The organism is Consotaella salsifontis, assembly GCF_900167365.1.
GTDB lineage: Bacteria > Pseudomonadota > Alphaproteobacteria > Rhizobiales > Rhizobiaceae > Consotaella > Consotaella salsifontis.
The window spans coordinates 75398-98957 of record NZ_FUXL01000017.1; the positions used below are offsets into that span (position 1 = coordinate 75398).

Sequence of the window (23560 nt, forward strand, 5' to 3'; positions counted from 1 at the left end):
CTGTTCCTCATCCTTGCGAAGCGCCGCCGGCATTCGGCAGCGAGAAGATCCGCCTTGTGGCGCGCCTCGCGGGACGGGCATGCGCCGAGGCTAATCCGGATCTGCTTCGAGGCGCGCCCGCCGCCGAGGTCCTTGGGCATCCTAATCTGGAAAAGATAAGTCGTCCTTGACCGAACGAGATAGGGGCCGGGGCCACGTTGTTGCGGCGTCGATTCGGCCTCGCCGCTTAGGCTGATTTGCGATACCCGAGGCGATACACCGAGCGATACACGGCTGGAATTGTCCATCTCCACACTCCCGAAGGGGCGGTGTGGAAGGGTTCAAACGCCGGAAAAAGCGGGATTCCAATTGGCGGAGAGTGGAAAAACTCATGGCGGAGAGGGGGGGATTCGAACCCCCGATACCCTTGCGGGTATGCCGCATTTCGAGTGCGGTGCATTCAACCGCTCTGCCACCTCTCCGGCCTGAAGACGCTTCGGCGGAAAACCGCAGCCGATGCGTCCGGCGCCGGCCCTCATATCAAAGGCGGCTTGCCTCGCACAAGAGCCCTTTTGCGATTTATCGCCCGATCCATCTTCGATCTTTGTCGCGGCTGTCTTTCAAGGGGGCTGGTGTCCGCGTACGGATCGTGCTCCACGACACCGACAGCGGACGGCCGCGGCCGTGACCACCGCTGCGGAAGGGCGGAAGGGAGGAGATCGAACCATGCCGGGTTTCGTACTTGCAATCGATCAGGGAACGACCTCGACGCGCGCCATCGCCTTTGATGACGGGCTGCACGTGCTCAGTGTCGCCCAGCAGGAATTTCAGCAGCATTTTCCACGGTCCGGGTGGGTGGAGCACGACCCGGAAGAGATTTGGCGCACCGTACTGGACACCACGCGTCTGGCGCTGGCGCGGGCCGCGCTTGCCGCCAGCGACATCGCCGCGATCGGCATCACCAACCAGCGCGAGACGGTCATCATCTGGGATCGCGCCACCGGAAAGCCCATCCATAATGCGGTCGTGTGGCAGGACCGACGTACTTCAGAGACCTGCCGGCGCCTGATCGACGACGGCGCGGAGGACATGATCCGGGACCGTACCGGGCTTATCGTCGATCCCTATTTTTCCGCCACGAAGATCGCTTGGCTTCTCGACAACGTCGAGGGCGCCCGGAGAAGGGCCGAGGCGGGAGAACTCGCCTTCGGGACGATTGACAGCTATCTCCTCTGGCGCCTGACGGGCGGGCGGGTCCACGCCACCGATGCCACCAATGCCAGTCGCACCTTGCTCTTTGACATCGCCAAGAACGATTGGGACGACGAGCTCCTCGGGCTATTCGGGGTGCCCAGGGCACTACTGCCACGGGTGGAGGATTGCGACGGTGAGTTCGGCGAGACGGATCCATCGCTATTCGGCGTCGCCATCCCAATTCGCGGCGTCGCCGGCGATCAGCATGCCGCCATGGTCGGGCAGGCGTGCTTTCAGCCAGGAATGGTGAAGTCCACCTATGGCACCGGCTGCTTCGCCGTACTGAATACGGGCGCGGAACGGGTTGCCTCGGGCAGCCGCCTGCTGACGACGATCGGATACCGCCTCGCAGGCAAGACCACCTTCGCGCTCGAGGGCTCGATCTTCGTCGCGGGCGCCGCCGTTCAGTGGCTGAGAGATGGCCTCGGTCTCATCGAGCGGGCCGAGCAGTCGGGCGGAATGGCGGCCGCATCGAATGAGGAGGAGATGATCTATCTGGTTCCGGCCTTCACCGGGCTCGGCGCGCCCTGGTGGGACCCGGAGGCGCGTGGCGCAATTTTTGGCCTGACGCGCGGCACCGGCCCCAACGAGCTTGTCCGTGCGGCTCTGGAGGCTGTGGCCTATCAGACGGCGGATCTTCTGTCCGCCATGAAGCGGGATTGGCACGGCGCGCGCGAGACGGTCCTTCGCGTCGATGGCGGCATGGTCGCCTCGGATTGGACGATGCAGCGTCTTGCAGACCTTCTCGACGCGCCGGTCGACAGGCCGGTCGTTCTGGAAACGACGGCGCTTGGCGCGGCATGGATTGCCGGGCAGAAAGCAGGTGTATGGCCGGATGCGGAGGGCTTTGCAGACCGCTGGAGGCTCCATCGCCGTTTTGAATCGACGATGGAGCCCAAGCTTCGCGAAGCCAAGCTGAAGGGATGGGCCGATGCCGTGTCGCGCACATTGAGCCGGCATCGGTAAGGCCCTGCCACCGCATGAATGCGTCGGACGGCATCGGGCCCGGAGGAAAGCGTCCCCTGGCCCTTGCTCTACAGGCGTGATTTCAAGCTGTCAGGCCACACACCGGGCCAGCGTGACCTTGGGCTTGCGCGCCTCAGCCGGATCCTGGTCGAAGGTCTGGTTGCGCGCCTGCTCCAGCAGGACTTCGCCGGCCGCGCCCGCAAAGATGCGCAGCGAGCGTGCGTCGCAATGCTGCGCCACCTGAAAGGCGAGCGGCCGCATATGGCACCGGCTGATGCAGAACGCAGCCAGCGCCGCGCGCTGGTCCATCGGCATGGAGGTGACGATGGACGCGACCTTCTTCTGATCCGCGCGCATCATGAGCGCGAGGAGTTCGAGAGGGATGGGACAAAGACCTTCGTTGTTCATGGCTGATCCAGCGCAAGGAGTTCATGGATCTGACGCAACTGACGTCAGACATATTGCAACGACAATCTGGAGCGGGTCTGGAATATCGAAAACCAGGAGTTGAAATGCGCCGCTCCAGGGCGCCAGCCGCGCGCAGGAGGAGGCGAGGGCGCGCTTCCCTGCTGTTCAACAGGGCGGGCGCCTATGGTATGGCCGGCCGATCTTCGATCGCTGCCCGTTTTTCATGCTCCGGAGGCTCCTCGTGGCCACTGCCATCGTCATTCCCGCCCGTTATGGTTCGACACGGCTGCCGGGCAAGCCCCTCATCGAGGTGGCCGGCATCAGCCTTCTCGAGCGTACATGGCGCATCGCCCGCGCGGTCAAGGGGGTAGGGCGCGTCGTCGTCGCCACCGACGACGAGAGGATCGTCGATCACGCCCGATCCTTCGGCGCCGAGGCGGTGATGACCCCTTTGTCGTGCGGCAATGGCACCGAGCGCACCCATGCTGCACTGGAGCTCGCCGGGATCGAGGAGCCGACCGTGATCAACTTTCAGGGAGACGCGATTTTGACGCCGCCCTGGATTCTGGAGGCGATGGTGGAGGAGATGACCAACGGCGCCGGCTTCGACATCGTCACGCCCGCCGTGCCGCTCACGTCGGAGATGGCGGCTGATTTTCGCGCCCATAAGGCGTTGGCGCCATCCAGCGGCACGACCGTGACCTTCGATCTCTCCCGCAACGCGCTTTATTTCTCGAAGCAGATCATTCCCTTCGTGCGCAAGGAGGGCTTTGCCGCGCTCCATCGCCATATCGGCCTCTATGGCTATACGCGGGAGAGCCTGAGCCGATACATCAGCCTGCCGCCTTCGCCGCTGGAGCAGACCGAAGGGCTGGAGCAGCTGCGCGCGCTCGAGAACGGCATGAAGGTGCGTGTCGTCCTCGTCGATTATCGCGGCCGCACCCACGCCTCTGTCGATACGCCCGAGGACATCGCCCTCGTTGAGCGCCTGATCAGCGAGGAAGGCGAGCTCGTCGGCGCGGAGGTAGGGGCATGAAGCTCGTTCTGGCCCGGCATGGCAACACCTTTGGCCCCGGCGACAGGGTCGTCTGGGTCGGGGCGCGCAGTGATCTCCCCTTGGTGGAAAAAGGCCGTGAACAGGCCCGCGCCATCGGCGTCGCGCTGCGGCGACAGGGCCTTGCTCCGAATTTTATCTACGCCGGGCCTCTGAAGCGCACGGTCGAGACGGCTCGCCTTGTCGCGGAGGAGGTCGGGGGCGACCCGGCGGTGGCCATCGTGGAGGAGCTTCGCGAGATCGACTACGGCCGCTGGGAGGGGCTTTCCAACGAGGATATCCGAGAACTCGACGGGAACGAGGACATCGACGGTTGGCAGCGGCTCAGCATCTGGCCGGAAAACGCCGGCTGGCAGCCAGACCCGGAGACGATCCTGATGCGCTGGTCGGCGCTGCTGCGGCGTATGACGGAGGCGGCTGGTCCCGACGCGACGGTGCTCGCGGTTTCGAGCAACGGTATTTTCCGGGTTGTCGCGAAGGTGCTGGGGATCGCGCCTGAAGAGGCGAAGATGGCGACCGGCGCGCTGGCTCTTGTCGACGTGACCGAGCGAGGAGCGCGCGTCGAGCGTTGGAACATTCGTCCGCAAGACTGACGAGCGTAAGGCCTGGTTGGCAGGCCCGTCGTCCGGCGGGCTCGACCGAAGGCCGCGAGGCTGCGCGCCGTCAGCGGCCTTCGTGAAGTTGAAGCTAACGCCGCCCGATCAGGAGCGGATCAGCGCCCCGTAGTGGCCCACGACCTCTCCGGCCATGGCATGGCCGGCCTTGACGGCCTCGACGCCAGAGGCGCCGGTCAGGCGGGCGGCGATGTAGGCGGCATTGAAGGAATCGCCGGCCGCCGTGGTGTCGACCACCTTCTCGATCTTCGTCGCCGGGACGCTGACGAATTCTTCCGAGGTCGCGAAATAGGCGGGTTCGGGGCCGTCCTTGACTACCACCTCGGCGACGCCGAGAGCGCGGTAGCGCTGGGCCGTCGCCTCAGGGCTGGCGTCGCGGAAGGCGACCTCGTCGTCCGAATAGCTGGGCAGGCACATTGTGGAGACGGCTGCCGCTGCCTCGATCGCCTGGCACATGACCTCGTTGGAGGGCCAGAGACGCGGGCGAAGATTGGGATCGAAGATCACCGGCTTGCCCGCATCGCGCGCCTGTCGCAGCTCGTCGAGGAGCGTGGCGCGAGCCTCGGGGGAGAGGATGGCCATGGTGATGCCGGAGAAATAGCAGGCACTGCTGGCTTCGATCGCCGCGCGCAGGACATCCCGGTCATCCGCCAGCAGCTTCGCCGCGCTGGTGTCGCGCCAGTAATAGAAGCTGCGCTCGCCCTCATTGAGACGGATCAGGTAGAGGCCGGGCATGCGGCCCGGGATCCGCCGCACCAAGCTGGTGTCGATGCCCCCCTCTCGCATGAAGGCGAGCAGATCGCTCGACACCGGATCGTCGCCGACCGCGCTGAAATAGGAAACCTGCCAGGACGCGGGCAGCGCTCGGCGCAAATACCACGACGTGTTGAAGGTGTCGCCGGCAAAGCCCATGCGCAGCAGGCCTTCAGGAGCCGAGGAAAGCTCAACCATGCACTCGCCAATCGCGAGGATGCGCCCCTGCGGCGCCGCGCCGCCGTCGGCAGGCTCATTGACGTGATCAACCATTTGGGCGCTTTCTCCACTATGTTGTCAGCCTCCTATCCCACCAGCGGTCCTAGGAGGCAAGTGTCTCACTATGTCGCATATCGATAAACTAATTGACGCACTTTCGCGCCGCAACTAAAGTCTCAGGCGTCAAGCGGAGGGGGCGAAGTCGGATTATGGACTTCGAAGGCGATCCAAACCAACGAGTCATCAAGGGCACGCAGACCCTGGCGCGCGGACTTGCGCTGCTTGAGTGCGTCGCCGATGGCGTGACGGACGTCAAAGGAATGGCCGCCCGGCTCGATCTGCCCCGCAGCACTGTCAATCGCATGCTCGCGAGTCTGGTGGCGACCGGCTACCTTCATCAGATACCGTTCCGGGGCTATCTGCTTGGGCCGAAGTTGATCGGCTTCGGCTTCAAGGCGATCGAGCAGCGGCCTCTGGTGGCTCTTGCCCGGCCGCATCTGGAACGGCTGGCCTTGGAGACGCGCGACACCGTGCATCTTGGCGTGCGAGACGGCTCCAACGTGCTTTATCTGGAAAAGATCGCGGGCAGTCGCGGTTTCGAGATGCGCTCCAGCATCGGCTACAACATGCCTTTGGCTGCAACCGGGTTGGGCAAGGCGTTGCTCCTCGGCGTGGAGCGTTGCGAATGGCGCGAGCTGCACGAGCGGGCCTGCGAGGCCAGTGCGCGGTTTCCCGAACGCGCGGCGCCGCTCGGCTGGGAAGCCTTCGAGGCGGATATCCTGCTTTCCATCGAGCGCGGCTGGGCACGTGACTGGGAGGAGAGCGAGGTCGGCATCCGCTGTGTGTCCGCGCCCATCCGCGATATCCGCGACGCCGTCGTTGCGGCGCTGAGCATCTCCACCGCGACCCCGTTCATGGATGAGGCGCGGGCCGTCGAGGTCGGTCCCCGAGTCAGGGAAACGGCCGAATTGATTTCGCAGGAACTGGGATGGAGTGGGCGCAAGTGAGCGGGCCTGCATTGATTGCATTGGACTGGGGAACGTCCAGTCTCCGCGGTTTTCTGATGAGCGCCGAGGGTGAGGTTCTGGCGCAGCGCCAGAGCTCCCATGGCATTCAGAACCTGCCGGGGCCGGGGCGGGAGGGCTTCGAGGCCGCGTTCACCGACCTTTGCGGCGAATGGCTCGCGGCCCATCCTGCATTGCCGCTGGTGGCCGGCGGCATGGTGGGCAGCGCGCAGGGCTGGGTCGAGGCGCCCTATGTGCGGTGCCCTGCCGATGTAACAACGCTGGCCGCGCACGCGGCGACGGTCGAGACGCCCCAGGGCAGCGTTCTGCATATCGCCCCCGGCATCCTGCTCGATCCCGAGGATGCACAGCCGGACGTGATCCGTGGCGAGGAGATTCAGATCGCCGGCGCGCTGGCGGAACATCCCGAGTGGGCTGAAGCCGCCACTGTGGTTCTTCCCGGAACGCATTCCAAGTGGCTCGACGTCAAGGACGGGCGGGTGACGACCTTCTTCACTTATATGACGGGCGAGGTGTTCGCCGTGCTCGCCAAGCATTCGATCCTCGGCCGGCTGATGCCGGAGAATGGCGAGGCGAATGAAGAAGAGGCCAAGGCCGCGTTCGCGAAAGGGCTTCTGGCGGCACGGGACAGTCACCCCGGCGATCTGACGCACCAGCTCTTCGCGGTGCGGACTCTCGGCCTGACGCGACGGCTAAATCCGGTCGTTCTGAAGGATTATCTCTCCGGGCTTCTGATTGGCCATGAGCTCACCTCCGCCGCCGGGCGCACCGGCGCGGGCGGGGCAGGAGGCGAGGGAACGTTGTTGATGATTGGCGACGCCGCGCTCTGCCGGCGGTACGCGGAGGCGTTCGACGTCTTTGGCGTGCGGTGTGCGGCGCGGTTGGAGAACACGGCTCCGGCCGGGCTTTTCCGGTTTGCCGGTGCGGCGGGGCTGCTGCCGGCGTGAAGAATTGCCTCGCCGCCCGTGTGGGCGCGACGGCGTGCATTGGGTGACGGGCTTTGGGCGAATGCCGGAAGCACCGTCTCGGGCGGCCCTTTCGCCCTTTTATTGTCAATTCTGAAAAGGACGCCCCTCGCGACGTGGGGGCGTAGCGGGAGTTCGTTCCTATGAAAGCCCTGGTCTATACCGCACCCTCTAAGGTCGAAGTGCGCGACGTTCAGCCGCCCGAGCCGGTGGAGGGAGCGGCGAAGGTCAAGATGCGGTTCTGCGGGGTCTGCGGCACTGACATCGGCATTTTCGCCGGCAAGCATCCCCGCGCCAAGGCGCCCCTGATCCTCGGCCACGAATTCGTCGGCGTGGTGGAGGAAGTGCGCGGCGGCAAGCATGGCTTCAAGCCAGGCGACCGCGTGGTGGCCTATCCGCTGTTGTCGTGCGGTGTGTGCCGGCCCTGTCGCACCGGTTCGCCCCATGTCTGCGAGAAGCTGCGCCTTATCGGCATCGACTGCGACGGCGGCATGGCCGACCACGCCTGGGTCGACGAGAGCGTGCTGTTCAAGGTGCCCGACGAATTGTCGGACGAGGTTGCGGCTCTGGTCGAGCCCCTGGCGGTGATCGTGCGTTCGATGCATCAGGCGCGCTTCCAGATTCTGGATTCGGCGGTCGTGATGGGCGCCGGCCCGATCGGCATCCTGACGGCCATCGTCCTGAAGCACAGCGGCGCCTCCCGCATCATCATCTCGGACATCGACGAGGCGCGCCTGGCCATGTGCGCCGAATTCGGCTTCGAGGCGCTCAACGTCAAGAAGGAGAGCCTTGTCGACTACGTCGCCCGGACGACGAACGGCGAGGGCGTGGATGTCGTCTTCGAATGCTCCGGTGTAGAGAGCGCGGCGGCCGAGATGACCAAGATCGCCCGCGTCGGCGGAACGATCTGCATGACCGGCATCCATAAGGCGCCGCATGCCGTCGACCTTCGCGATCTCAACTTCAAGGAACTGACCATCATCGGCTCGCGCGTCTACACCCAGCACGAGTTCGGCATGTCCGTCGCCTATGCGCTCGCCCTCAAGGACGACCTCGCCAAGATCGTCACCCAGACCGTGCCGCTCACGGAGGCCGAGAGCGTGTTCGAAATGATCGCCGATCCTGCAGTCAACACCGTCAAGGTCCTCGTCGATTGCACGAAATAAGGCCAGGAGAGCTTTGGAAATGACCCTTTTCGACATCAGCGGCAAGAAGGCCATGGTGACCGGCGGCACGCGCGGCCTCGGTCGCGGCATGGCCGAGGCGCTGGCTGAGGCCGGCGCCGACGTGATGATCTTCGGCACCAGCGACAAGGCGCTTGCCGTCGCCGAGGAAATCTCGGCCAAGGGCCTCAAGGTCCAGGGCGCGGTGATGGATCTCGCCCAGGCGGAATCGCGGCGCACGGTTTTTGCCGACGCCCTGAAGACCCTTGGCGGCGTCGACATTCTCGTCAACGCGGCCGGCATCCAGCGGCGGCACAAGTGCGAGGACTTCCCCATGTCCGATTGGCAGGACGTGCTGGAAGTGAACCTGACGGCCGTCTTCGACATGTGCCAGCTCGCGGGCCGCGAGATGCTCGCCGCCGGCAGTGGCAAGATCATCAACATCGCCTCGCTGCTCAGCTTCTTCGGCGGCTTCACTGTTCCGGCCTACGCCGCCTCGAAGGGCGGCGTGATGCAGCTCACAAAGGCGCTAGCCAACGAGTGGGCCTCGCGCGGCATCAATGTGAACGCCATCGCGCCCGGCTACATGGCGACCGAGATGAACACCGCGCTCCTCGCCGACGAAAAGCGCAACAGCGAGATCACCGCGCGCATCCCCGCCCATCGCTGGGGCGAGCCGCAGGACATGAAGGGGCCGCTCCTCTTCCTGGCTTCCTCGGCCTCCGATTACGTGCATGGCGCGGTTCTGCCCGTCGATGGCGGCTATCTCGGCCGGTAATGGACCACCGCCCGCTTCCGATCATCAACAAGGATTTCCCATGAAGATTGTCGTTTCCGACTGCGATCACGCGGCCATGGATCAGGAGAATGAAATCTTCTCCAAGAACGGCATGACGTTCACTCATCTGGCGCTGAAGACCGAGGATGACGCCATCGCCGGTCTGAAGGACGCCGAGATCGTCCTCAACCAGTACACGCCCTTCACGCCGCGTGTGTTCGACGCGCTGCCGAACCTCAAGCAGATCATCCGCTACGGCGTCGGCTACAACAACATCGACGTCGACGCGGCGACGAAGGCCGGCGTCCAGATCTGCAATATTCCCGACTACGGCATGAACGAGGTGTCGGATCACGCCCTGGCGCTGATGATGGCGCTGGCGCGCAAGATCGTGCCCATGGTGGAACAGACCCGCTCGGGCGGTTGGAACTTCATCGACTCCATGCCGCTTTATCGCCTCTGCGAGCAGACGGTCGGCATCATCGGCCTGGGACGCATCGGCCGCCTTTTCGCATCCAAGGTGAGGGGGCTTGGCTGCCGGGTTATCTGCTACGACAAGTATTGTACGCCGAACGAGGCCGATGGCTTTGGTTTCGTCACGCCCGTGTCTTTGGACCAGCTGATCCGCGAGGCGGACATCATCTCCATCAACTGCCCGCTGACCGATGAAACGCGCAATCTCATCGACGCCGACGCGTTCGCGAAGATGAAGAAGAACGCCCTCATCATCAACACGGCGCGCGGCGGCATCATTGACGAGGCGGCGCTGGCCGAGGCGCTGGCTTCCGGCCGCATCGCCGGCGCCGCGCTCGACACTACGGAGAAGGAGCCGCTGGCTTCCGACTCCCCGCTCTTCAAGATGAAGAACTGCCTCGTAACGCCGCACATGAGCTGGTATTCGGAGCATTCGGCATTGGAGCTGAAGCGCAAGGTTGCCGAGGAGGCCGTGCGTTTTGCCAAAGGCGAACCCGTCCATTACCCGGTCAACAAGATCTGACCTTAAGGCCGCCGGCCAATATCGCCGGCGGCCTTTTTCTTTCCACAGCGGCGGCTTCGCGCGCCTTCGTAATGATCCTCTGCCTCATGGTCATTTCCCACGTTTCCGAACTCTCGCTCTTCCTGGGGTAGATGCTCGGCGCAGGAGAATGCCACGGCATCGAACGCAAAAAGGCTTGGCCTGGGGAAGCGCCAGACTAGGCCAACGCCTCGGGCGGATGGGCTGCGGCATGACGGGCTCGCGGCGTTCGCCCAGAAACGCATTTCGTACCAGCATATCGGACAAAGGAACGAACCCATGATCTTCGGTCGAATCGCAAATCTCGCCAACGAGGCGCCGACACTGCCGGCCAATATCCGCAAGGGCCTGGAATTCATCGCCGGGCGCGATTGGACCAACGCGGAGCCCGGCCGGGTCGAGATCGACGGGGACCAGATGTTCGCCGTCGTCCAGGATTACGAGACGGGCGCTCCGGCGACGAAGAAGCCCGAGGCCCACGCCCGCCACATCGACATCCAGTTCATCTTCTCGGGCGAGGAGATCATCGGCTTCGCGCCCATCGACCTCATTCCGCCGGCGAACGAGAACTTCCTGGAAGAGCGCGACGTGCAGTTCTTCGCCGAGGTGCCGGGGGAGGCGAATCTCCTGCTCAAGGCCGGAAGCTACGGCGTCTTCTATCCCTGGGACGTGCATCGCCCCTGCTGCGAGGCCGACGGTCCCGCGAAGGTGCGCAAAATCCTGGTCAAGATTCGCCTCTGAAGGCAACTCTAGCCGGCATTCCAGTTTCTCCAGCCTTCGTCGTTCGAAGGCTGGACGAGGCGGAGCGAGGAGGGCACCATGCGGCGTCCCTGTTCCAGTTCCGCCTTGAGGCTCTGCAATGCCTGACCATGACGAGAAGCCGCGAACCGCAGCGGCGCCCATGCCCATTCTCGATCAGCGGCGCATTGAGGCCTCGGTGCTGCGCCAGGTCTACGATGTCCTCGCTGCCTCCCATGGCGAGGACGTCGCGCGTCGAACCATCGACGAGGCCGTTTCCCGGGCCGCGGTCGCCCAGGGCGAGGCGTTCCGTCAGGAACTCGGCCGCGATCCTGATCTGGCGGACTTTTCCGACATACTTCCACGCTGGACGGCCAACGGCGCCCTCGAGATCGACGTGCTCCACGCCGACCCTAAACGGCTCGACTTCAATGTTCGGCGCTGTCGCTATGCCGAGATGTACCGGGCCATGGGGCTCGGCCATCTTGGGGCGGTTCTGTCCTGCAATCGCGATGGCCGCTTCTGTGAAGGCTATAATCCCGCGATCGAGTTCTCGCGCACGCAGACGCTGATGGAAGGCGCCGACCACTGTGATTTCCGCTATCGGCTTTCATCGCCGAAGCAGTCCTGACGACACTGCGTCAAGCCATGATCGCGGCCCTGGAGCGGAGCATCGCAAACACTCCTGCCACGGCGGGGCCGCGAACGGGCCAGGGCAGAATCAGTCCGCCACTTTCTCTTGGAAGTCTGGCGCTTGGGAAGAACGCGAATCCGGACGCGACCAGGGTGGCCGATGGGTAAAACCGCTTTAAATACAAGGACCTGACGGGCTCCAGCAAATATCGCCAGGGTCGCGCGTCATTTCCTGTTGCATTCCCTCAGCCTTTGCGCCATATAGCGCCCGTCCCCGCTGCTAGGCAGCACGGACGGAGCGGGCGGGTGTAGCTCAGGGGTAGAGCACAACCTTGCCAAGGTTGGGGTCGTGGGTTCGAATCCCATCGCCCGCTCCATTTTTTTCATTTAAGATCAGTATGTTAGGCTGCGGTGTTGCTGCTCTAGGCGGCGCCCGGTGCGGAATTCGATGCCGCGTCGTAGCAGCCGGAGGAAGGCCTCCGAATGGCGGGGCGCGGGTTCGGCGCCTTGAATCGAAGCCGGGCTTCGTGAGGGAGCCTACGGTTCGCGCCGGCGTCATGGGTTGCACCATTCGAAGCGCGCCGCATTGCCGCGAATGGAAACGCGAACAGCCGCGCCGCACTGCCGTTATCGTCGATGGCTGACCGTTACCTTCGGAGACGCCGCTCACCGCGCGTCGTCGTAGCGTGCCCTACTGTCGCGAATGAACTCCCTATGCTCGATCGCCCAGGCGGCGAGGTGTCGAACGGCTTCCGCGAGAGAGACTCCGGTCTTCGTCAGCGAATATTCAACTTGTGGCGGCGTGGTGTGACGAACCGACCGGTCGACCAGCCCATCGCGCTCCAGCGCCTTGAGCGTCCTGGTCAGCATCTGTTGCGAAATGCCCGGCACTTGCCGCTTGATGCTGTTGAAACGTTCCGGCTGCCGGCTCAGCACGACGACGATCTGAACCGTCCACTTGTCTCCGATCCGGCCGAGCACTTCGCTGACGCCGGAACAGTTCGAGAGCTCGCTCAGAACATTGGTCATGTTCATAGGACCTGGTCCAGAAAATATGCGTTCTTGTTGAACGATAGTCGGTCACGTATTTTTTGCTAGTCACAAATGTAGACCTGGCGGGGATCCACATCCAGCGCCCGGTTTCAGCAAACGGACCCTCTGATGCTCGAAAAGCCAACCTTTCGCGAAGCGAACATGGACGCGGCGGTGCCGGTCGTATCGGTTCGCTCATTGCGTCTGCCATCTCCCGGTCGTGGAGAAGATCTGCAACTGCGCCTCTCCGCGCCGGTAACGGGCGTCGATCTTCCCCTGGTGCTGTTCTCGCATGGTTTCGGATCGTCGATGGACGGCTATGCGCCTCTGGTCGACTATTGGGCGGCGCACGGCTTTGTCATCGTTCAGCCAACCTATCTCGATTCGCGACGGCTCGGCCTGGCGCCGGACGACGCAAGACGGCCATCGCTCTGGCGCACCCGAGTGCAGGACGCCAAACGCATTCTCGACAATCTCGACCGCATCGAGCAGTCAGTGCCCGGTTTGGCCGGAAGGGTCGATCGTACCAACATAGCGGCTGCCGGCCACTCCTTCGGTGGCCAGACGACGAGCATGCTGCTTGGTGCGCGCATGGTGACGGACGGCGCCGACGAGGACATGTCCGATCGACGGGTCAAGGCCGGTATTCTATTGGCATCGGGTGGCAAGGGAGGCGACGCTCTGAGCGAGATCGGGCGGACCATGACGCCCTATCTGAACACCAGCTTCGACCACATGGTCACACCGGCCCTGATCGTCGCAGGGGACGCAGATCACTCGCCACTGACCGAGCGCGGGCCCGATTGGTTCTACGAACCTTATTTTCTTGCCCCCGGTCGCAAGGCGCTTCTGGTCGCTTTCGGCGGCGAGCACATGCTCGGGGGTATTTCGGGCTACGAGGTCACCGAAACCACCGACGAAAATCCCGACCGAGTGGCCCTGATCCAGCAGGTGACCCTAGCCTATCTGCGCCAACAACTGCTGGGTGATGAGACCGCGTGGTCGTCGGCGAGCGCAACCCTTGCGAATGCCATCGCCCCTCACGGCCGGCTTCAGACGAAGTCGGGATGATCGGCGCAGCAAGCGAAGCCCTGCGGCTGCACGGCGGCGATCGACACCATCGCGGCTGTTGGTGAGGATTCCGGCATCGGAGGGCCGGACCACCGCGCCGTTTTCACCCCTCCCTTGCGGCAGGCGATGCACGAGCAATGCAATTGCAAAGCTCTTCCGGATTTTCTAGTGTTCATCTTCGCTCAAACAGCCTCTGGCTGCGCAGTGCGTTGTTGCTTTGTCGCCATGGCGGCGGATGAATTCGGAATGCGCGAACCATGATGGATCCACGGATGTCGGCCGCCCTCGATTCACGCCATGAAAGCCTGAGCGATCGGCAGCAAGCTATTGTCGAGAGGGCAAAAGTCGGCGGCTTCGTCACTGTCGAGCAGCTCTCTGAATCGATGAATGTTTCATCGCAGACGATTCGACGGGACATCGCGCGTCTCTGTACCCTGGGCATACTGCGCCGCTATCATGGAGGCGCCAGTCTGGTTTCGAATTCGCGCAATGCGCACTATTCGACGCGCCAGGCAACGCTGTGGGATCAGAAAGTCCGGATCGCCAAAGCTGCCGCAGCGCGCATTCCCGATGGATCTTCGCTCTTCATCGACATCGGAACCACGGCGGAGGCCGTCGCCCGGCAGCTCTTGGACACCAAGAAGGATCTGCGGGTCCTGACGACGAGCTTGAGCGTCGCCAGCATGATGGCGGCCGGCGAGGGATTCGAGGTGACGATGGCAGGTGGAATCGTTCGACTTGCTGATCTTGCCGTGTTTGGCGAAGCCGCTCTTGAATCTCTCAACCGCTACAAGGTCGACTTTTCCATCCTCGGTATTTCGGGAGTTGACGCGGACGGAACGCTCCTTGACTTCGACACCCGGGAGGCAAGCCTCGTCCGGGTCGCCATAGCGAATTCGCGTACGTCATTCCTCGTGACGGATCACACGAAATTCGGCCGTGCGGCGATGGTGAAGGTCGGCCATCTATCGCTTGTCAACGCGCTGTTTCTCGATCGAATGCCCGATGCACCCTATGATGATATGATCCAACAGTCGGGCGTCGTGGTTCATTTGGTCGAGTGATTGGCCTGTGCACGCCTGTTCTCTGTCCGAAGCAGGTACAGCCCGCTTCCAATGATGAGAGACCCTCCGATGCCGAGGAAGGGCGTCGGCGTGTCGCCGAAAATGAGCCATCCCAACAGAACAGCCCATACCATCTGGTAATATTGGAAGGGAGAGACGACGGACGCAGGCGCGGCGCGAAAGGCCGCAAGAACGGCTGTCGCCGCAATCCCGAGAATAAGCCCCGCTACCACATTTACCCCGAGGTCGTATTGGGTTGGCGTCACGATGCCCCCGGGACAGCCGAATGCTAGCAGGCATGCAATCGCGGCTGCGGCGGTACCGTTGCCGTAAAGCGGAAACGAAATTGGCGTCTCGTTCTGCCCAAAATGCCGGATGATCAGCGCCGAGAAGGAAAAGCAGAGTACTCCCAGCACGGCGCTCAAGGCGCCGGTCCCGATGGCTGGCCCACTTGGACGGAGCATGACCAAGATGCCCGCAAAGCCACCCGCGATCGCCGCCCAGGCGGAAGGCGCCACCTTCTCCTTGAACATCAGCGAAGACAAGGCGGTCATGACAAGCGGGCCCGAGAAAAGAATCGCGTAAGCGTCGGCCAGGGGCATATGCGCAAAGGCGTATAGGTTCAGGATCATGGCGCCAAGACCGAACATCGCCCTGACGCTATGAAGCGGAAGGCTTCGGATGCTCAGACCGCGCCATCCTTTGCCGTGGACGAAACCGATAAGCGTGATCGGAAGCAGGGAAACGAGCGTGTCGATCAGCAATATCTGCAGGATCGAATATCGCAGCGAGAGATACTTCGTCAGCGCGTCAACGGCCGAATAAAGGGAAAAGCCAGCGACCACGAGAGCGATCTGAGGCCGATAATCGGAGCGCATAGACGGCTGGCCAGCGATGTGACGGGTGGGCGACAATGACTTCACCCGTCTCAAGTGTCCTGTCGCGAACTTGACGGAGGTGCTCTATGGCAAGGCGGAGCGATCGATGGTTCGGGCGGACTTGCCGTCAGAGCCATTGCCTCACGCGGCGCGTCCGATTTGATCGGCGACGAGAAGCGCGGCATAGACCATGTCTGCGGTGACCTTGAAGGGCATGTTGTGAATGGTCTCGTTGGGCGCCGTGGCAGCCTTGGCAACATCCATCAAGCGATCTGGATCAAGATCCCTGACGCCCAGTTCGCCAAACGACAGCGGTAAGCCGACACTGCGGCAGTATCGCGTGTAGGTATCGATTTCCGCCTGCGGAGCGGCCTCGAGGACCAACTGAACGAGCGTTCCAAACGAAACCTTCTCGCCGTGAAAGAAGTGATGTGTCTCTTCCAGCCTGGTCAGGCCATTGTGGATGGCATGGGCCGCCGCCAGTCCGCTGCTCTCGAAGCCAAGGCCGCTCAAGAGGATATTGGCCTCGATAACGTTCTCGAGGGACTGAGTGACGACCTTGCGCTCGCAAGCGGCTTTAGCCTTAACCGAGTCTTCCAGCAGCGTTCGATAACACAGCTCCGCGATGGCAAGCGCTGCCTTGGTGCTTTGCCCGCCAGCCATTGCCGTCGCGAAGGATTTGGCGCAGGCGCGCGCCTCGAAAAACGTCGACATACCGTCGCCCATGCCCGCGACCAGAAAGCGAACCGGAGCCGCCGCGATCACCGCGCTATCGACCAATACGAGATCTGGGTTCCGCTTATAGAAGCTGTATTCTTCAAACTCACCATCGTCCGTGTAGATTACTGACAGTGCGCTTGTCGGTGCATCGGTTGAAGCAATGGTCGGCACGACAACGACCGGCGCCTTCAAATTGTTTGCGACAGCCTTTGCCGTGTCGAGAGCCTTGCCGCCACCCAAGCCGACGATGCAGTCGAATCCGCCTGACCTGGCCACGCCCAGTAGGCGTTCGATCTCGGTCTTGCTGCACTCGCCCGAGAAGCCAGCAGACGTGATTTTATTCCCGCAGGCGGTGAGCGAAGTGGCCACGCGTGCTTCGTCGTCCTTGTGAGCAACAAGCAAAGACTTGGTGCCGTAATCGTCGAGATAGACGCCGAGTCTTGAGAGTTCGCCGCCACCCAGGACGAACTTGGCCGGCGAGATCATGATTTTGGTCATGACTTTGGATGTCTTTCATAGGTTGCGGTTGGTCTGGGCAAGTACGGCTTACGCGCCGCGGGAGGCCGCGCGTAAGCTCGTGAGACGAAGCTTATTGATTGGCGATGGCGGCCTGGTTCGCAGCCGCGATCTTGTCGCTCGCCTGTTTGATGTCATCTTCGATGATGGCGAGGAATTCCTTGCCTTCCTCGCCATACTGCCCGAGATACCACTCGCGGACCGGATCGGCCTGCTTCTTGAACTCGGCAGTTTCTTCCTTTGTGGGGATATAGATCGTGCCTCCCGAGTCGCGGAAAGCTTGGTAGGCGGCCAGTTCTTTGGAGGGCTGTACGCCAAAGGTGACATCAGCGAAGAGATGAGCCCCGTCGAGAACGACGGTCTTTTCTTCTTCGGTCAAGCTTTGGAACTTGGTGTTCCCGATGTACCACATGTTGGTCATATAGGCGTTTCGCTCAAGCGTCAGATACTTGATCTGTTCGTTGAGGTTGGCGGAGACAATGTCGCTGATGGAATTCAGCGAGCCGTCGATGACCCCTGTGGTGAGCCCTGTATAGACTTCCGAGAAGGGCAGGGGCGTTGGTGAAGCCCCCATATTGCGCACCAGCGTCTGTTGGATTGGCGACTCGATCGTGCGAATCTTGAGGCCTGCCATGTCGGCTGGCGTCTTCACCTGCTTCTTGGTCGTGCCGATGCCGCGCCAGCCGCCGGTTTGGCCGATGGCCAGAAGCATGATCTCGTTATTGGTGGCTTCCAGGACGCGTTCGCGAATCTGCTGTTCCAGCGGCCCGCGAAGCACGTCCATCACCACGCGATCGGAAGAGAAGAGATAGGGAATGTCGAGCGCCTGGATGGGGGGATAGATCACAGCAGCGCCGCCGGCAGTTCCGTTGTAGATGTCAACGACGCCGGCTTTCAGGCTTTCAAAGCACTCCACCGCAGAGCCACAGAGCTGCGCGCCGGCGAAGACATCCACTTTCACGGAGCCGTTCGTGTTGGTCTCGACATAGTTCTTGAAGACCATCGCACCATCGTAGTCCTCGTCGTTCTGGTTGGCGAGGAATGTCAGGTTTAGCGTGGTTTCGGCCGCCGCCGGGAGCGGCAGCATCATCGCCATCAGGCTTGCGCCGGCGATCATCGTTGCGAAGAGCTTCATGTTTTCCTCCTTGATTGTTAATTTTTGTCGGCGCCGCATGGAGCGGCGCTTTGATCGAGCAGCATAGGCCGCCTTCACTGCACGTAGCCCAGGGCCCGCGGTAGCATCAGGACGAGATCCGGCACGTAGGTGATGAGGGCGAGGACGCAGAGCTCAGCGAAAAGGAAGGGCAGCAACTGGAGCGATATCGCCTCGACGCGTTCTCGGCTGATCCCCGAGATAACGAAGAGGACCAGGCCCATCGGCGGGGTGATCAAGCCGATGATCATGTTGATGCTCATCACCACGGCGAAGTGGACCGGGTCGATGCCAAGGTGCGTCATCACAGGCGCGAGGATCGGCGCCAGGATGAGGATCGCCGGCCCCGCATCCATCAGCATCCCGACGATGAGAAGCAGGACGTTGATGAGGAAGAACAGGAGATAGGGATCGGACGTGATCGATAGCACGAAGGACGAGACCAGTTGCGGTGTCCCCTTGAGGCTCACGACCGAAGCGAAGGAGACGGCCGCCCCGACCAGCATCAGGATGACGGCGGAACTCAAAGCCGTGCGGGCGAAGATGCCTGGCAGGCCGCTGAACTTGATCTCCTTTGTGTAGAAGAGGCCGAGGATCATCGAATAGACGGCGGCGATCGCCGCGGCCTCGGTGGGCGTGAAGACGCCGCCGATAATGCCGCCGATAAGGATGACCGGCGTCATCAGGGGCAGGAACGCCTCGCGCCCTGTTTTCAAGACGACTGCCATCGAGGCCCGCTTGTCGGCGCGCGGCATCTTCTCGAAGTGCGCGCGGATTGCGATGACGATCATCAGCGCGATGGCGATCAGCAGGCCGGCGATGACGCCACCAGCAAACATGGCCGCCACGGAAACGTTCATGATGAAGGCGTAAAGAATGAAAATGCCGGATGGCGGAATGATGGAAACGATGACTGCCGAGGCGGCTACGACGGCCGAGGAAAACCGCGCCGAATAACCGGATTTGCGCATCGCCGGAATCATGATCGAGCCAAGCGCAGAAGCGTCGGCGACGGCTGAGCCGCAACCTCCCGCCAGCATCACTGCTGAACAGACGGTGACGTGAGCGAGTCCACCGCGCAAGTGTCCAATGAGCGCATTGGCGAAGTTCACCATCCGCTGCGTCACGCCGCCTGCCGTCATCATCTCGCCGGCAAGGATGAAGAACGGCAGCGCCATCAGAGGGAAACTGTCGATGCCGGCAAAGAGACGCTGGAACAGAAGATTGAGAAAAACCTCCTTGCCTTCCAGGTAAAGCGCGATGCCAGGCGCGAGCAGCATCATGTAGACCATCGGCATTCCGATGATGAGGAAGCCCGCAAAGAACCAGATGTACAAGAAAGTCACGTGCGTCCTCCCTATTCGCTGCGGCCGACTGCGACGGCTGGTAGAGTGGCTCCGTCCTCGTCGTCGGTGCCGTGATCTTCGGTTGAGATCGTCTCTTCATCGATCGCGACCACGCGCTGTCCGGCGAGACGCGCGGAAAGCTCCAGCACTTTCTCCACTGCGCAGAGGAAAGTGAGGCCGAAACTCAAGGGCAGGACCAGGTAGATGAGCCCGACTGGGACCTGAAGCGCCTGCGTCATGGTGCTCATGCCGCGCCCGATCATGCCAAGCGAGATCTTGACGCAGAAGACGGCGAGGACCACGACCATGATCTCAAGCACCAACCGGAGCGCAATGCCGGCCTTGGTGTTACGGAAAGCGACCACCAGGAAATCGACGGCCACGTTCATTCCGCGCTTGTGACCCAGCGGGAAGAAGAGGAACGTCATCCAGACCATCAGGTAGCGTGCCACCTCCTCGGTCCAGACGAAGCTGTATCCGAAGCCGTAACGGCAGATCACGTGGATGGTCACCACCGTAGTCATGACCATCAGCAACACGGTCGCCAGCCACCCCGCCGCCTTGGTGGCGATCGTGTTGAACCAATCCAGACCGATAATTAACTTGCGAAACATCTGCGCTCCTCCCTGCGCTTGTTCAGGGAATTCTATCGATGCCGATTTCCGGATCGTCGACGACCACTTCTCCCGCCTCCATGCGAAGGGACGCAGTCCACCGCGCGCCGTCGGGACGAGGGCGTCCGAAGACACGCACCGTGGCGATCCGCCGGTTGGCTGGTATCTGATTGGTGTTCTGAACTGCGGGGCCCAGCTTCAACACAGCGCCGGATCTGACGAAGACGGGGATGCGATCGATCGGCATGACGTCCGCAATACGGCGCCCGCCGGCAATGTGGTCGCCAGACCAGAAATCGTACCAATCGCCCTCCGGCAGATAATAGTCGACGGCTCCGCCGGGACGGATCACGGGCGCCACGAGAAGATCGTCGCCCAGCATGTACTGGGTTTCAAACCCCCAGCTCAAAGGTTCCTTCGGAAACGCCAGGACCATCGGGCGCATCAACGGCAGGCCGCATTCGGCGGCTTGCGCCGAGGCATCTTCGAGAACAGGAATGAGGCTGTAGCGCAAAGCCAGCCATTCCTTGGCGATGGCTTCCACGTCCTCGCCAAAAGCCCAAGGCTCTCGTGCGCCGATGCCGTGGAAGCGGCAATGCGAGCCGAGGACTCCCGCTTGCATCCAGCGTACGAACAGTTCCGGCGTCGGCTGTTCGCCGTAGAAGCCGCCGATGTCGGTGGAATAATAGGGAACGCCAGACAGCCCCCAGGAAAGGCCCCCAATAATCGAGGCGGCGAGTCCGCTCCAGCTTGATTGGCTGTCGCCGGCCCATTGGATCGGTGCCAGTTGGCTACCCGCCCACCCGGAACGGCTCCACACCAGCGCGTCGTCGCCGAATGCATCGTGGCACGCCTCGTAGACGCAACGGTTGTAAAGCAAAGCATAAACGTTGTGCAGGCGCTTGCCGTCGTCGCCATTGCTGGCAATCATGTCGTCGAGCACCTGCTCGGCGAAGTCGGCCTTGATGGTGTCGACGCCGGCTGCGAACAACGCTTGGTGGCGATCGCGCCACCAAGCGTAGGCGCCCGGGTTGGTGAAGTCGAGCAGGCCGCTGGCCGGCAGTGGTGTCAGCACTTCGCCGAAGGGCGACAGATCCCATTCGTAGTGGTAGGGCGCTCCGGTTTCGTCCTTCAGCAGATAGCCTGCCTCGGCCAGCTCCGCGTGAACTGGATTGTTCACCGAGATCAAGGAGTATTCCCAGACACAGAGCCTGGGCACGTATCGCTTGATCTCGGCACAGAAGGCGGCTGGATCGGAAAATCGCCGCTCGTCCCATTCGAAGGCGAAGCGTGTGTCGGTGTCCTGCCAGGCGCGGCCATCCATGGTCAGCACATCGCAGGGAATCTGCCTGTCAACGATCGTCTTGGCAATGTCGAGAGCTTCTTCAGGGGTTCGATAGTAGGCCTTGGAGATCCAGTTGCCGAAGCTCCAGGTCGGCGCCTTGGGCGCGCGGCCGGTGATATGGGTATAGCGCTCCAACATCTCGGCTGGGCTGTCGGCTGCGATCAGAAAGAGGTCCAACACCGCGTCGTCTACATAGGCGCCGTAGCTCTGGTTCGACCATTGCGGATAGCCGACCCCGTGGACGACGCGCGCCGGAGTGTTGACGAAAATGCCCCAGCCGTCAGGGCTCCACATGAACGGGCAATTCTTGTAGCAGCGCTCCGAATTGACGCCGAGTGCGTCCTCGTTCCAATTGTCGACGAGCTGGCCTCTCCGGTTCAGACCGGAGTATTTCTCGCCGCCGCCATAGACGGGCGTTCCGAACGGCAGATCGAAGGAAAAGAACCAGCCATCGGAAGTGCGCGCGAAAGGCGGCAGTCGAAAACGGCGAACAAAATGACTGTCCTGGGGCGGAGCGACCACCGATCGGCCGTCGCGGAACAGCGATAGGCTCAAGGGGGCCCGGCCGAGCGCGAGTTCGAATGGCTTCTCAGCTTCGGTCTCCAGATGGATCGCCGCAGCTTCTTCCTTGACACGCAAGGGCACTGGGGCTGCCGCCGCTCGAACAAGGCCATAGTCGTTGACTGTAGCGTCGCCCAGCCGGAAGCGAAGAATGCCCGGCGCCCAGACGGTCAGGGACAATTCGCCTTCATCAGTCTGGAAGCGTGCTTGACCGCCTTCCGCACTGATGAGGCTCAAGCCGCCGAGCGGCGAAAGGCTTTCTGGGTTGGGATGTTGGGCGGGCATCGTCGAGCCTTGTTCCTTTGTGGATTCAGTCCTTCGGTGGCGGCGCCCGGACGGCCGGCGCCGCCATCGCTTTCACGCCATCTCGACGACGGGGATGCCGAGGCGTTTGGCAAAGGCGCGCAGCACTGGGCGGTGCTCGCCGTAGACCACGGCGGTGTGGTGCTCGAGGCCCTCGGATATGATGGTTTCGAGATAGCTGGCGGCGGAGGCGTCGAGCCTGGCGACGCCGGCGGTGCCGGAGAAGGCGAGGGGCCGCCGGATCATCTCGCCGCCCGCCAGCATGAGCCGCAGGCTGCCGCCGCTACGGCTGAGGCGCGCCACGGTAATGCGCCCCGGCTTTAGCGGAAATTCCGAAAGAAGCGGCATCTTGCGGTTGGAGTGGACCGTCGCCCGCGTCTCGGCCTCGGGATCGGCCATGTCGATGGGCGCCTGGCCGCAGTGCCAGAACACCACCGTGTCGTCCTTGGTGTCGATGTCGACGAGATCGGAGTTGAACACCGCACCGTCGTCGCTCGCCCATTGAAGCAGCAGCGAGGTGATGACGCCGTAGACGTCGGCCTCGCAGCCCGCCGGGATGCGATCCTCGTTGAGCAGGGCGAGGGCGCCACAGGCCGCGCAACCATAGTCGATGAAGAAATCGGGCCAGCAACGCACGGCGATGCCGGCATAGCCCTTGTCCTTGGCGCGCTGCGAGAGGCAGCCGTGGATCTTCAGCGTCTTCCGGGTGGCGACCTCGTCCATCTCGGCGAGATTGCCGAACTCGTGGCTGCGCCGCGCCCAGCCATTGTCGGCGAGGTCCTCGGGCGCGGCCTTGACCTCCTCGATGAAGGCCTTGACCGGCTGCTGATCGACGGTGATGCCGAAGCGGGAGGCAAGCTCGCCAGCATCGAAATCGCACGGATCGAAGCCGTCGGGGTGTTCGCCGACGACGAGAAGCTTGGTGCTCTTGAAACGGCGGACGAGGGCCGCAGCCTTGGCGGCGGTCGCAATCTTTCCGGCCGCGCTCGCGTCGTCGGGCTCGCCATGGACATAGTCGATGGATTTGCCGCGCCGGCTGAGGGCATGGGCGGCGAGATTGACGCCGCAGAAGGAGTTGAGCCGAAGCCGGCCGCCGGTGCGCGGCTCGGGGAAGGACCACATCATGACGGGCGCATCGACCGCCTCGGTCAGGCCGAGGGTCATGGTCGCGTCGGCAAACGTGACCTGGAGGATGAGAAGGAGGTCGAGGGGCTCGGCGGTCAGCGCGGGTACGGCAGCGGCGGCCGCATCGGCGTCGAAGAGGATCTTCGGCTCGCCGATGAAGTCGGCATCCACGAGCTTCAGCGTTTCCAGCGCCTTCTGGAGCTTCTCCTCGGCATAGGCGACATCGAAATTGACCCGGCCGACGACGGCAAGGCCGATCTTGGGTTTG

General features: G+C 62.9%; 22 protein-coding genes, 2 tRNA genes and 1 pseudogene. 13 read left to right on the forward strand and 12 right to left on the reverse strand.

Features of this window, described 5'->3' with window-relative positions:
* Positions 1 to 14 precede the first annotated feature (14 nt).
* Both B5D38_RS22875 and B5D38_RS18680 read right to left on the reverse strand, forming a co-directional pair.
* Positions 15 to 287: pseudogene (locus tag B5D38_RS22875) on the reverse strand (DUF6538 domain-containing protein); the annotation flags it as partial.
* An 84-nt stretch (positions 288 to 371) separates the two neighbouring features.
* Positions 372 to 461 (reverse strand) — tRNA-Ser (locus B5D38_RS18680).
* A gap of 244 nt (positions 462 to 705) precedes the next feature.
* On the opposite strand from B5D38_RS18680, the gene glpK reads away from it, so the two are divergent.
* Positions 706 to 2199, forward strand: a complete 1494-nt coding sequence (gene glpK, locus B5D38_RS18685; RefSeq protein WP_078709977.1) for a glycerol kinase GlpK — start codon at positions 706 to 708, stop codon at positions 2197 to 2199.
* A gap of 90 nt (positions 2200 to 2289) precedes the next feature.
* Here glpK and B5D38_RS18690 read toward each other — a convergent pair whose 3' ends face one another.
* Positions 2290 to 2607 (reverse strand): hypothetical protein, encoded by a 318-nt coding sequence (locus tag B5D38_RS18690; RefSeq protein WP_078709978.1) that lies wholly within the window; start codon positions 2605 to 2607, stop codon positions 2290 to 2292.
* Between the two features lie 241 nt (positions 2608 to 2848).
* Between B5D38_RS18690 and kdsB the strand changes: the two genes are divergently transcribed.
* Together kdsB and B5D38_RS18700 are read left to right on the forward strand one after the other, a co-directional pair.
* Complete coding sequence (kdsB, locus tag B5D38_RS18695; protein ID WP_078710001.1) at positions 2849 to 3643, forward strand: 3-deoxy-manno-octulosonate cytidylyltransferase; 795 nt, start codon at positions 2849 to 2851, stop codon at positions 3641 to 3643.
* Positions 3640 to 4254, forward strand: coding sequence for a histidine phosphatase family protein (locus B5D38_RS18700; RefSeq protein WP_078709979.1), 615 nt, complete (start codon positions 3640 to 3642; stop codon positions 4252 to 4254). The genes kdsB and B5D38_RS18700 overlap by 4 nt, the downstream gene beginning before the upstream one ends.
* 108 nt (positions 4255 to 4362) lie before the next feature.
* On the opposite strand, the gene B5D38_RS18705 is transcribed toward B5D38_RS18700, so the two are convergent.
* Positions 4363 to 5301, reverse strand: coding sequence for a sugar kinase (locus B5D38_RS18705; RefSeq protein ID WP_078709980.1), 939 nt, complete (start codon positions 5299 to 5301; stop codon positions 4363 to 4365).
* Between the two features lie 155 nt (positions 5302 to 5456).
* Between B5D38_RS18705 and B5D38_RS18710 the strand changes: the two genes are divergently transcribed.
* The 8 genes from B5D38_RS18710 to B5D38_RS18745 all read left to right on the forward strand — a co-directional run bounded on the left by B5D38_RS18710 (position 5457) and on the right by B5D38_RS18745 (position 11941).
* On the forward strand, positions 5457 to 6254 hold the full coding sequence (locus tag B5D38_RS18710) for an IclR family transcriptional regulator (RefSeq protein WP_078709981.1): 798 nt from the start codon (positions 5457 to 5459) through the stop codon (positions 6252 to 6254).
* Positions 6236 to 7219 (forward strand): 2-dehydro-3-deoxygalactonokinase, encoded by a 984-nt coding sequence (locus tag B5D38_RS18715; protein WP_078709982.1) that lies wholly within the window; start codon positions 6236 to 6238, stop codon positions 7217 to 7219. The genes B5D38_RS18710 and B5D38_RS18715 overlap by 19 nt, the downstream gene beginning before the upstream one ends.
* Positions 7220 to 7380: 161 nt before the next feature.
* Positions 7381 to 8403, forward strand: a complete 1023-nt coding sequence (locus B5D38_RS18720) for a zinc-dependent alcohol dehydrogenase (RefSeq protein ID WP_078709983.1) — start codon at positions 7381 to 7383, stop codon at positions 8401 to 8403.
* Positions 8404 to 8422: 19 nt separating this feature from the next.
* A complete protein-coding gene (locus B5D38_RS18725; protein WP_078709984.1) occupies positions 8423 to 9178 on the forward strand; it encodes an SDR family oxidoreductase in 756 nt (251 codons plus the stop codon).
* A gap of 40 nt (positions 9179 to 9218) precedes the next feature.
* Positions 9219 to 10175, forward strand: a complete 957-nt coding sequence (locus B5D38_RS18730) for a C-terminal binding protein (protein WP_078709985.1) — start codon at positions 9219 to 9221, stop codon at positions 10173 to 10175.
* Positions 10176 to 10472: 297 nt separating this feature from the next.
* Positions 10473 to 10934 (forward strand): NanQ anomerase/TabA/YiaL family protein, encoded by a 462-nt coding sequence (locus B5D38_RS18735; RefSeq protein ID WP_078709986.1) that lies wholly within the window; start codon positions 10473 to 10475, stop codon positions 10932 to 10934.
* A 118-nt stretch (positions 10935 to 11052) separates the two neighbouring features.
* Complete coding sequence (locus B5D38_RS18740; RefSeq protein WP_078709987.1) at positions 11053 to 11562, forward strand: L-2-amino-thiazoline-4-carboxylic acid hydrolase; 510 nt, start codon at positions 11053 to 11055, stop codon at positions 11560 to 11562.
* A gap of 304 nt (positions 11563 to 11866) precedes the next feature.
* Positions 11867 to 11941, forward strand: a tRNA-Gly gene (locus tag B5D38_RS18745).
* 289 nt (positions 11942 to 12230) lie between these two features.
* Here B5D38_RS18745 and B5D38_RS18750 read toward each other — a convergent pair.
* Complete coding sequence (locus B5D38_RS18750; RefSeq protein ID WP_342587369.1) at positions 12231 to 12593, reverse strand: winged helix-turn-helix transcriptional regulator; 363 nt, start codon at positions 12591 to 12593, stop codon at positions 12231 to 12233.
* A 132-nt stretch (positions 12594 to 12725) separates the two neighbouring features.
* Here B5D38_RS18750 and B5D38_RS18755 point away from each other — a divergent pair, with 132 nt between their 5' ends.
* Positions 12726 to 13667, forward strand: a complete 942-nt coding sequence (locus B5D38_RS18755) for an alpha/beta hydrolase family protein (RefSeq protein WP_078709989.1) — start codon at positions 12726 to 12728, stop codon at positions 13665 to 13667.
* A gap of 272 nt (positions 13668 to 13939) precedes the next feature.
* Positions 13940 to 14731: a DeoR/GlpR family DNA-binding transcription regulator gene (locus B5D38_RS18760; protein ID WP_078709990.1), complete on the forward strand. Its 792-nt coding sequence runs from the start codon at positions 13940 to 13942 to the stop codon at positions 14729 to 14731.
* Here B5D38_RS18760 and B5D38_RS18765 read toward each other — a convergent pair.
* From B5D38_RS18765 to B5D38_RS18795, 7 genes are all read right to left on the reverse strand, one after another.
* Positions 14716 to 15576: a DMT family transporter gene (locus tag B5D38_RS18765; RefSeq protein ID WP_165690908.1), complete on the reverse strand. Its 861-nt coding sequence runs from the start codon at positions 15574 to 15576 to the stop codon at positions 14716 to 14718. The two genes, B5D38_RS18760 and B5D38_RS18765, sit on opposite strands and share 16 nt — an antisense overlap.
* 174 nt (positions 15577 to 15750) lie before the next feature.
* Positions 15751 to 16827 (reverse strand): glycerol dehydrogenase, encoded by a 1077-nt coding sequence (locus B5D38_RS18770; protein ID WP_078709992.1) that lies wholly within the window; start codon positions 16825 to 16827, stop codon positions 15751 to 15753.
* 91 nt (positions 16828 to 16918) lie between these two features.
* On the reverse strand, positions 16919 to 17980 hold the full coding sequence (dctP, locus tag B5D38_RS18775) for a TRAP transporter substrate-binding protein DctP (RefSeq protein WP_078709993.1): 1062 nt from the start codon (positions 17978 to 17980) through the stop codon (positions 16919 to 16921).
* A gap of 74 nt (positions 17981 to 18054) precedes the next feature.
* Positions 18055 to 19344 (reverse strand): TRAP transporter large permease, encoded by a 1290-nt coding sequence (locus B5D38_RS18780; RefSeq protein WP_078709994.1) that lies wholly within the window; start codon positions 19342 to 19344, stop codon positions 18055 to 18057.
* An 11-nt stretch (positions 19345 to 19355) separates the two neighbouring features.
* Complete coding sequence (locus B5D38_RS18785; protein ID WP_078709995.1) at positions 19356 to 19958, reverse strand: TRAP transporter small permease; 603 nt, start codon at positions 19956 to 19958, stop codon at positions 19356 to 19358.
* Positions 19959 to 19980: 22 nt separating this feature from the next.
* Entirely contained in the window at positions 19981 to 22149 is a 2169-nt protein-coding gene (locus B5D38_RS18790; protein WP_078709996.1) for a glycoside hydrolase family 31 protein, read from the reverse strand.
* 72 nt (positions 22150 to 22221) lie between these two features.
* A partial coding sequence (locus B5D38_RS18795; RefSeq protein WP_078709997.1) for a fucose isomerase occupies positions 22222 to 23560 on the reverse strand: 1339 nt, incomplete at its 5' end.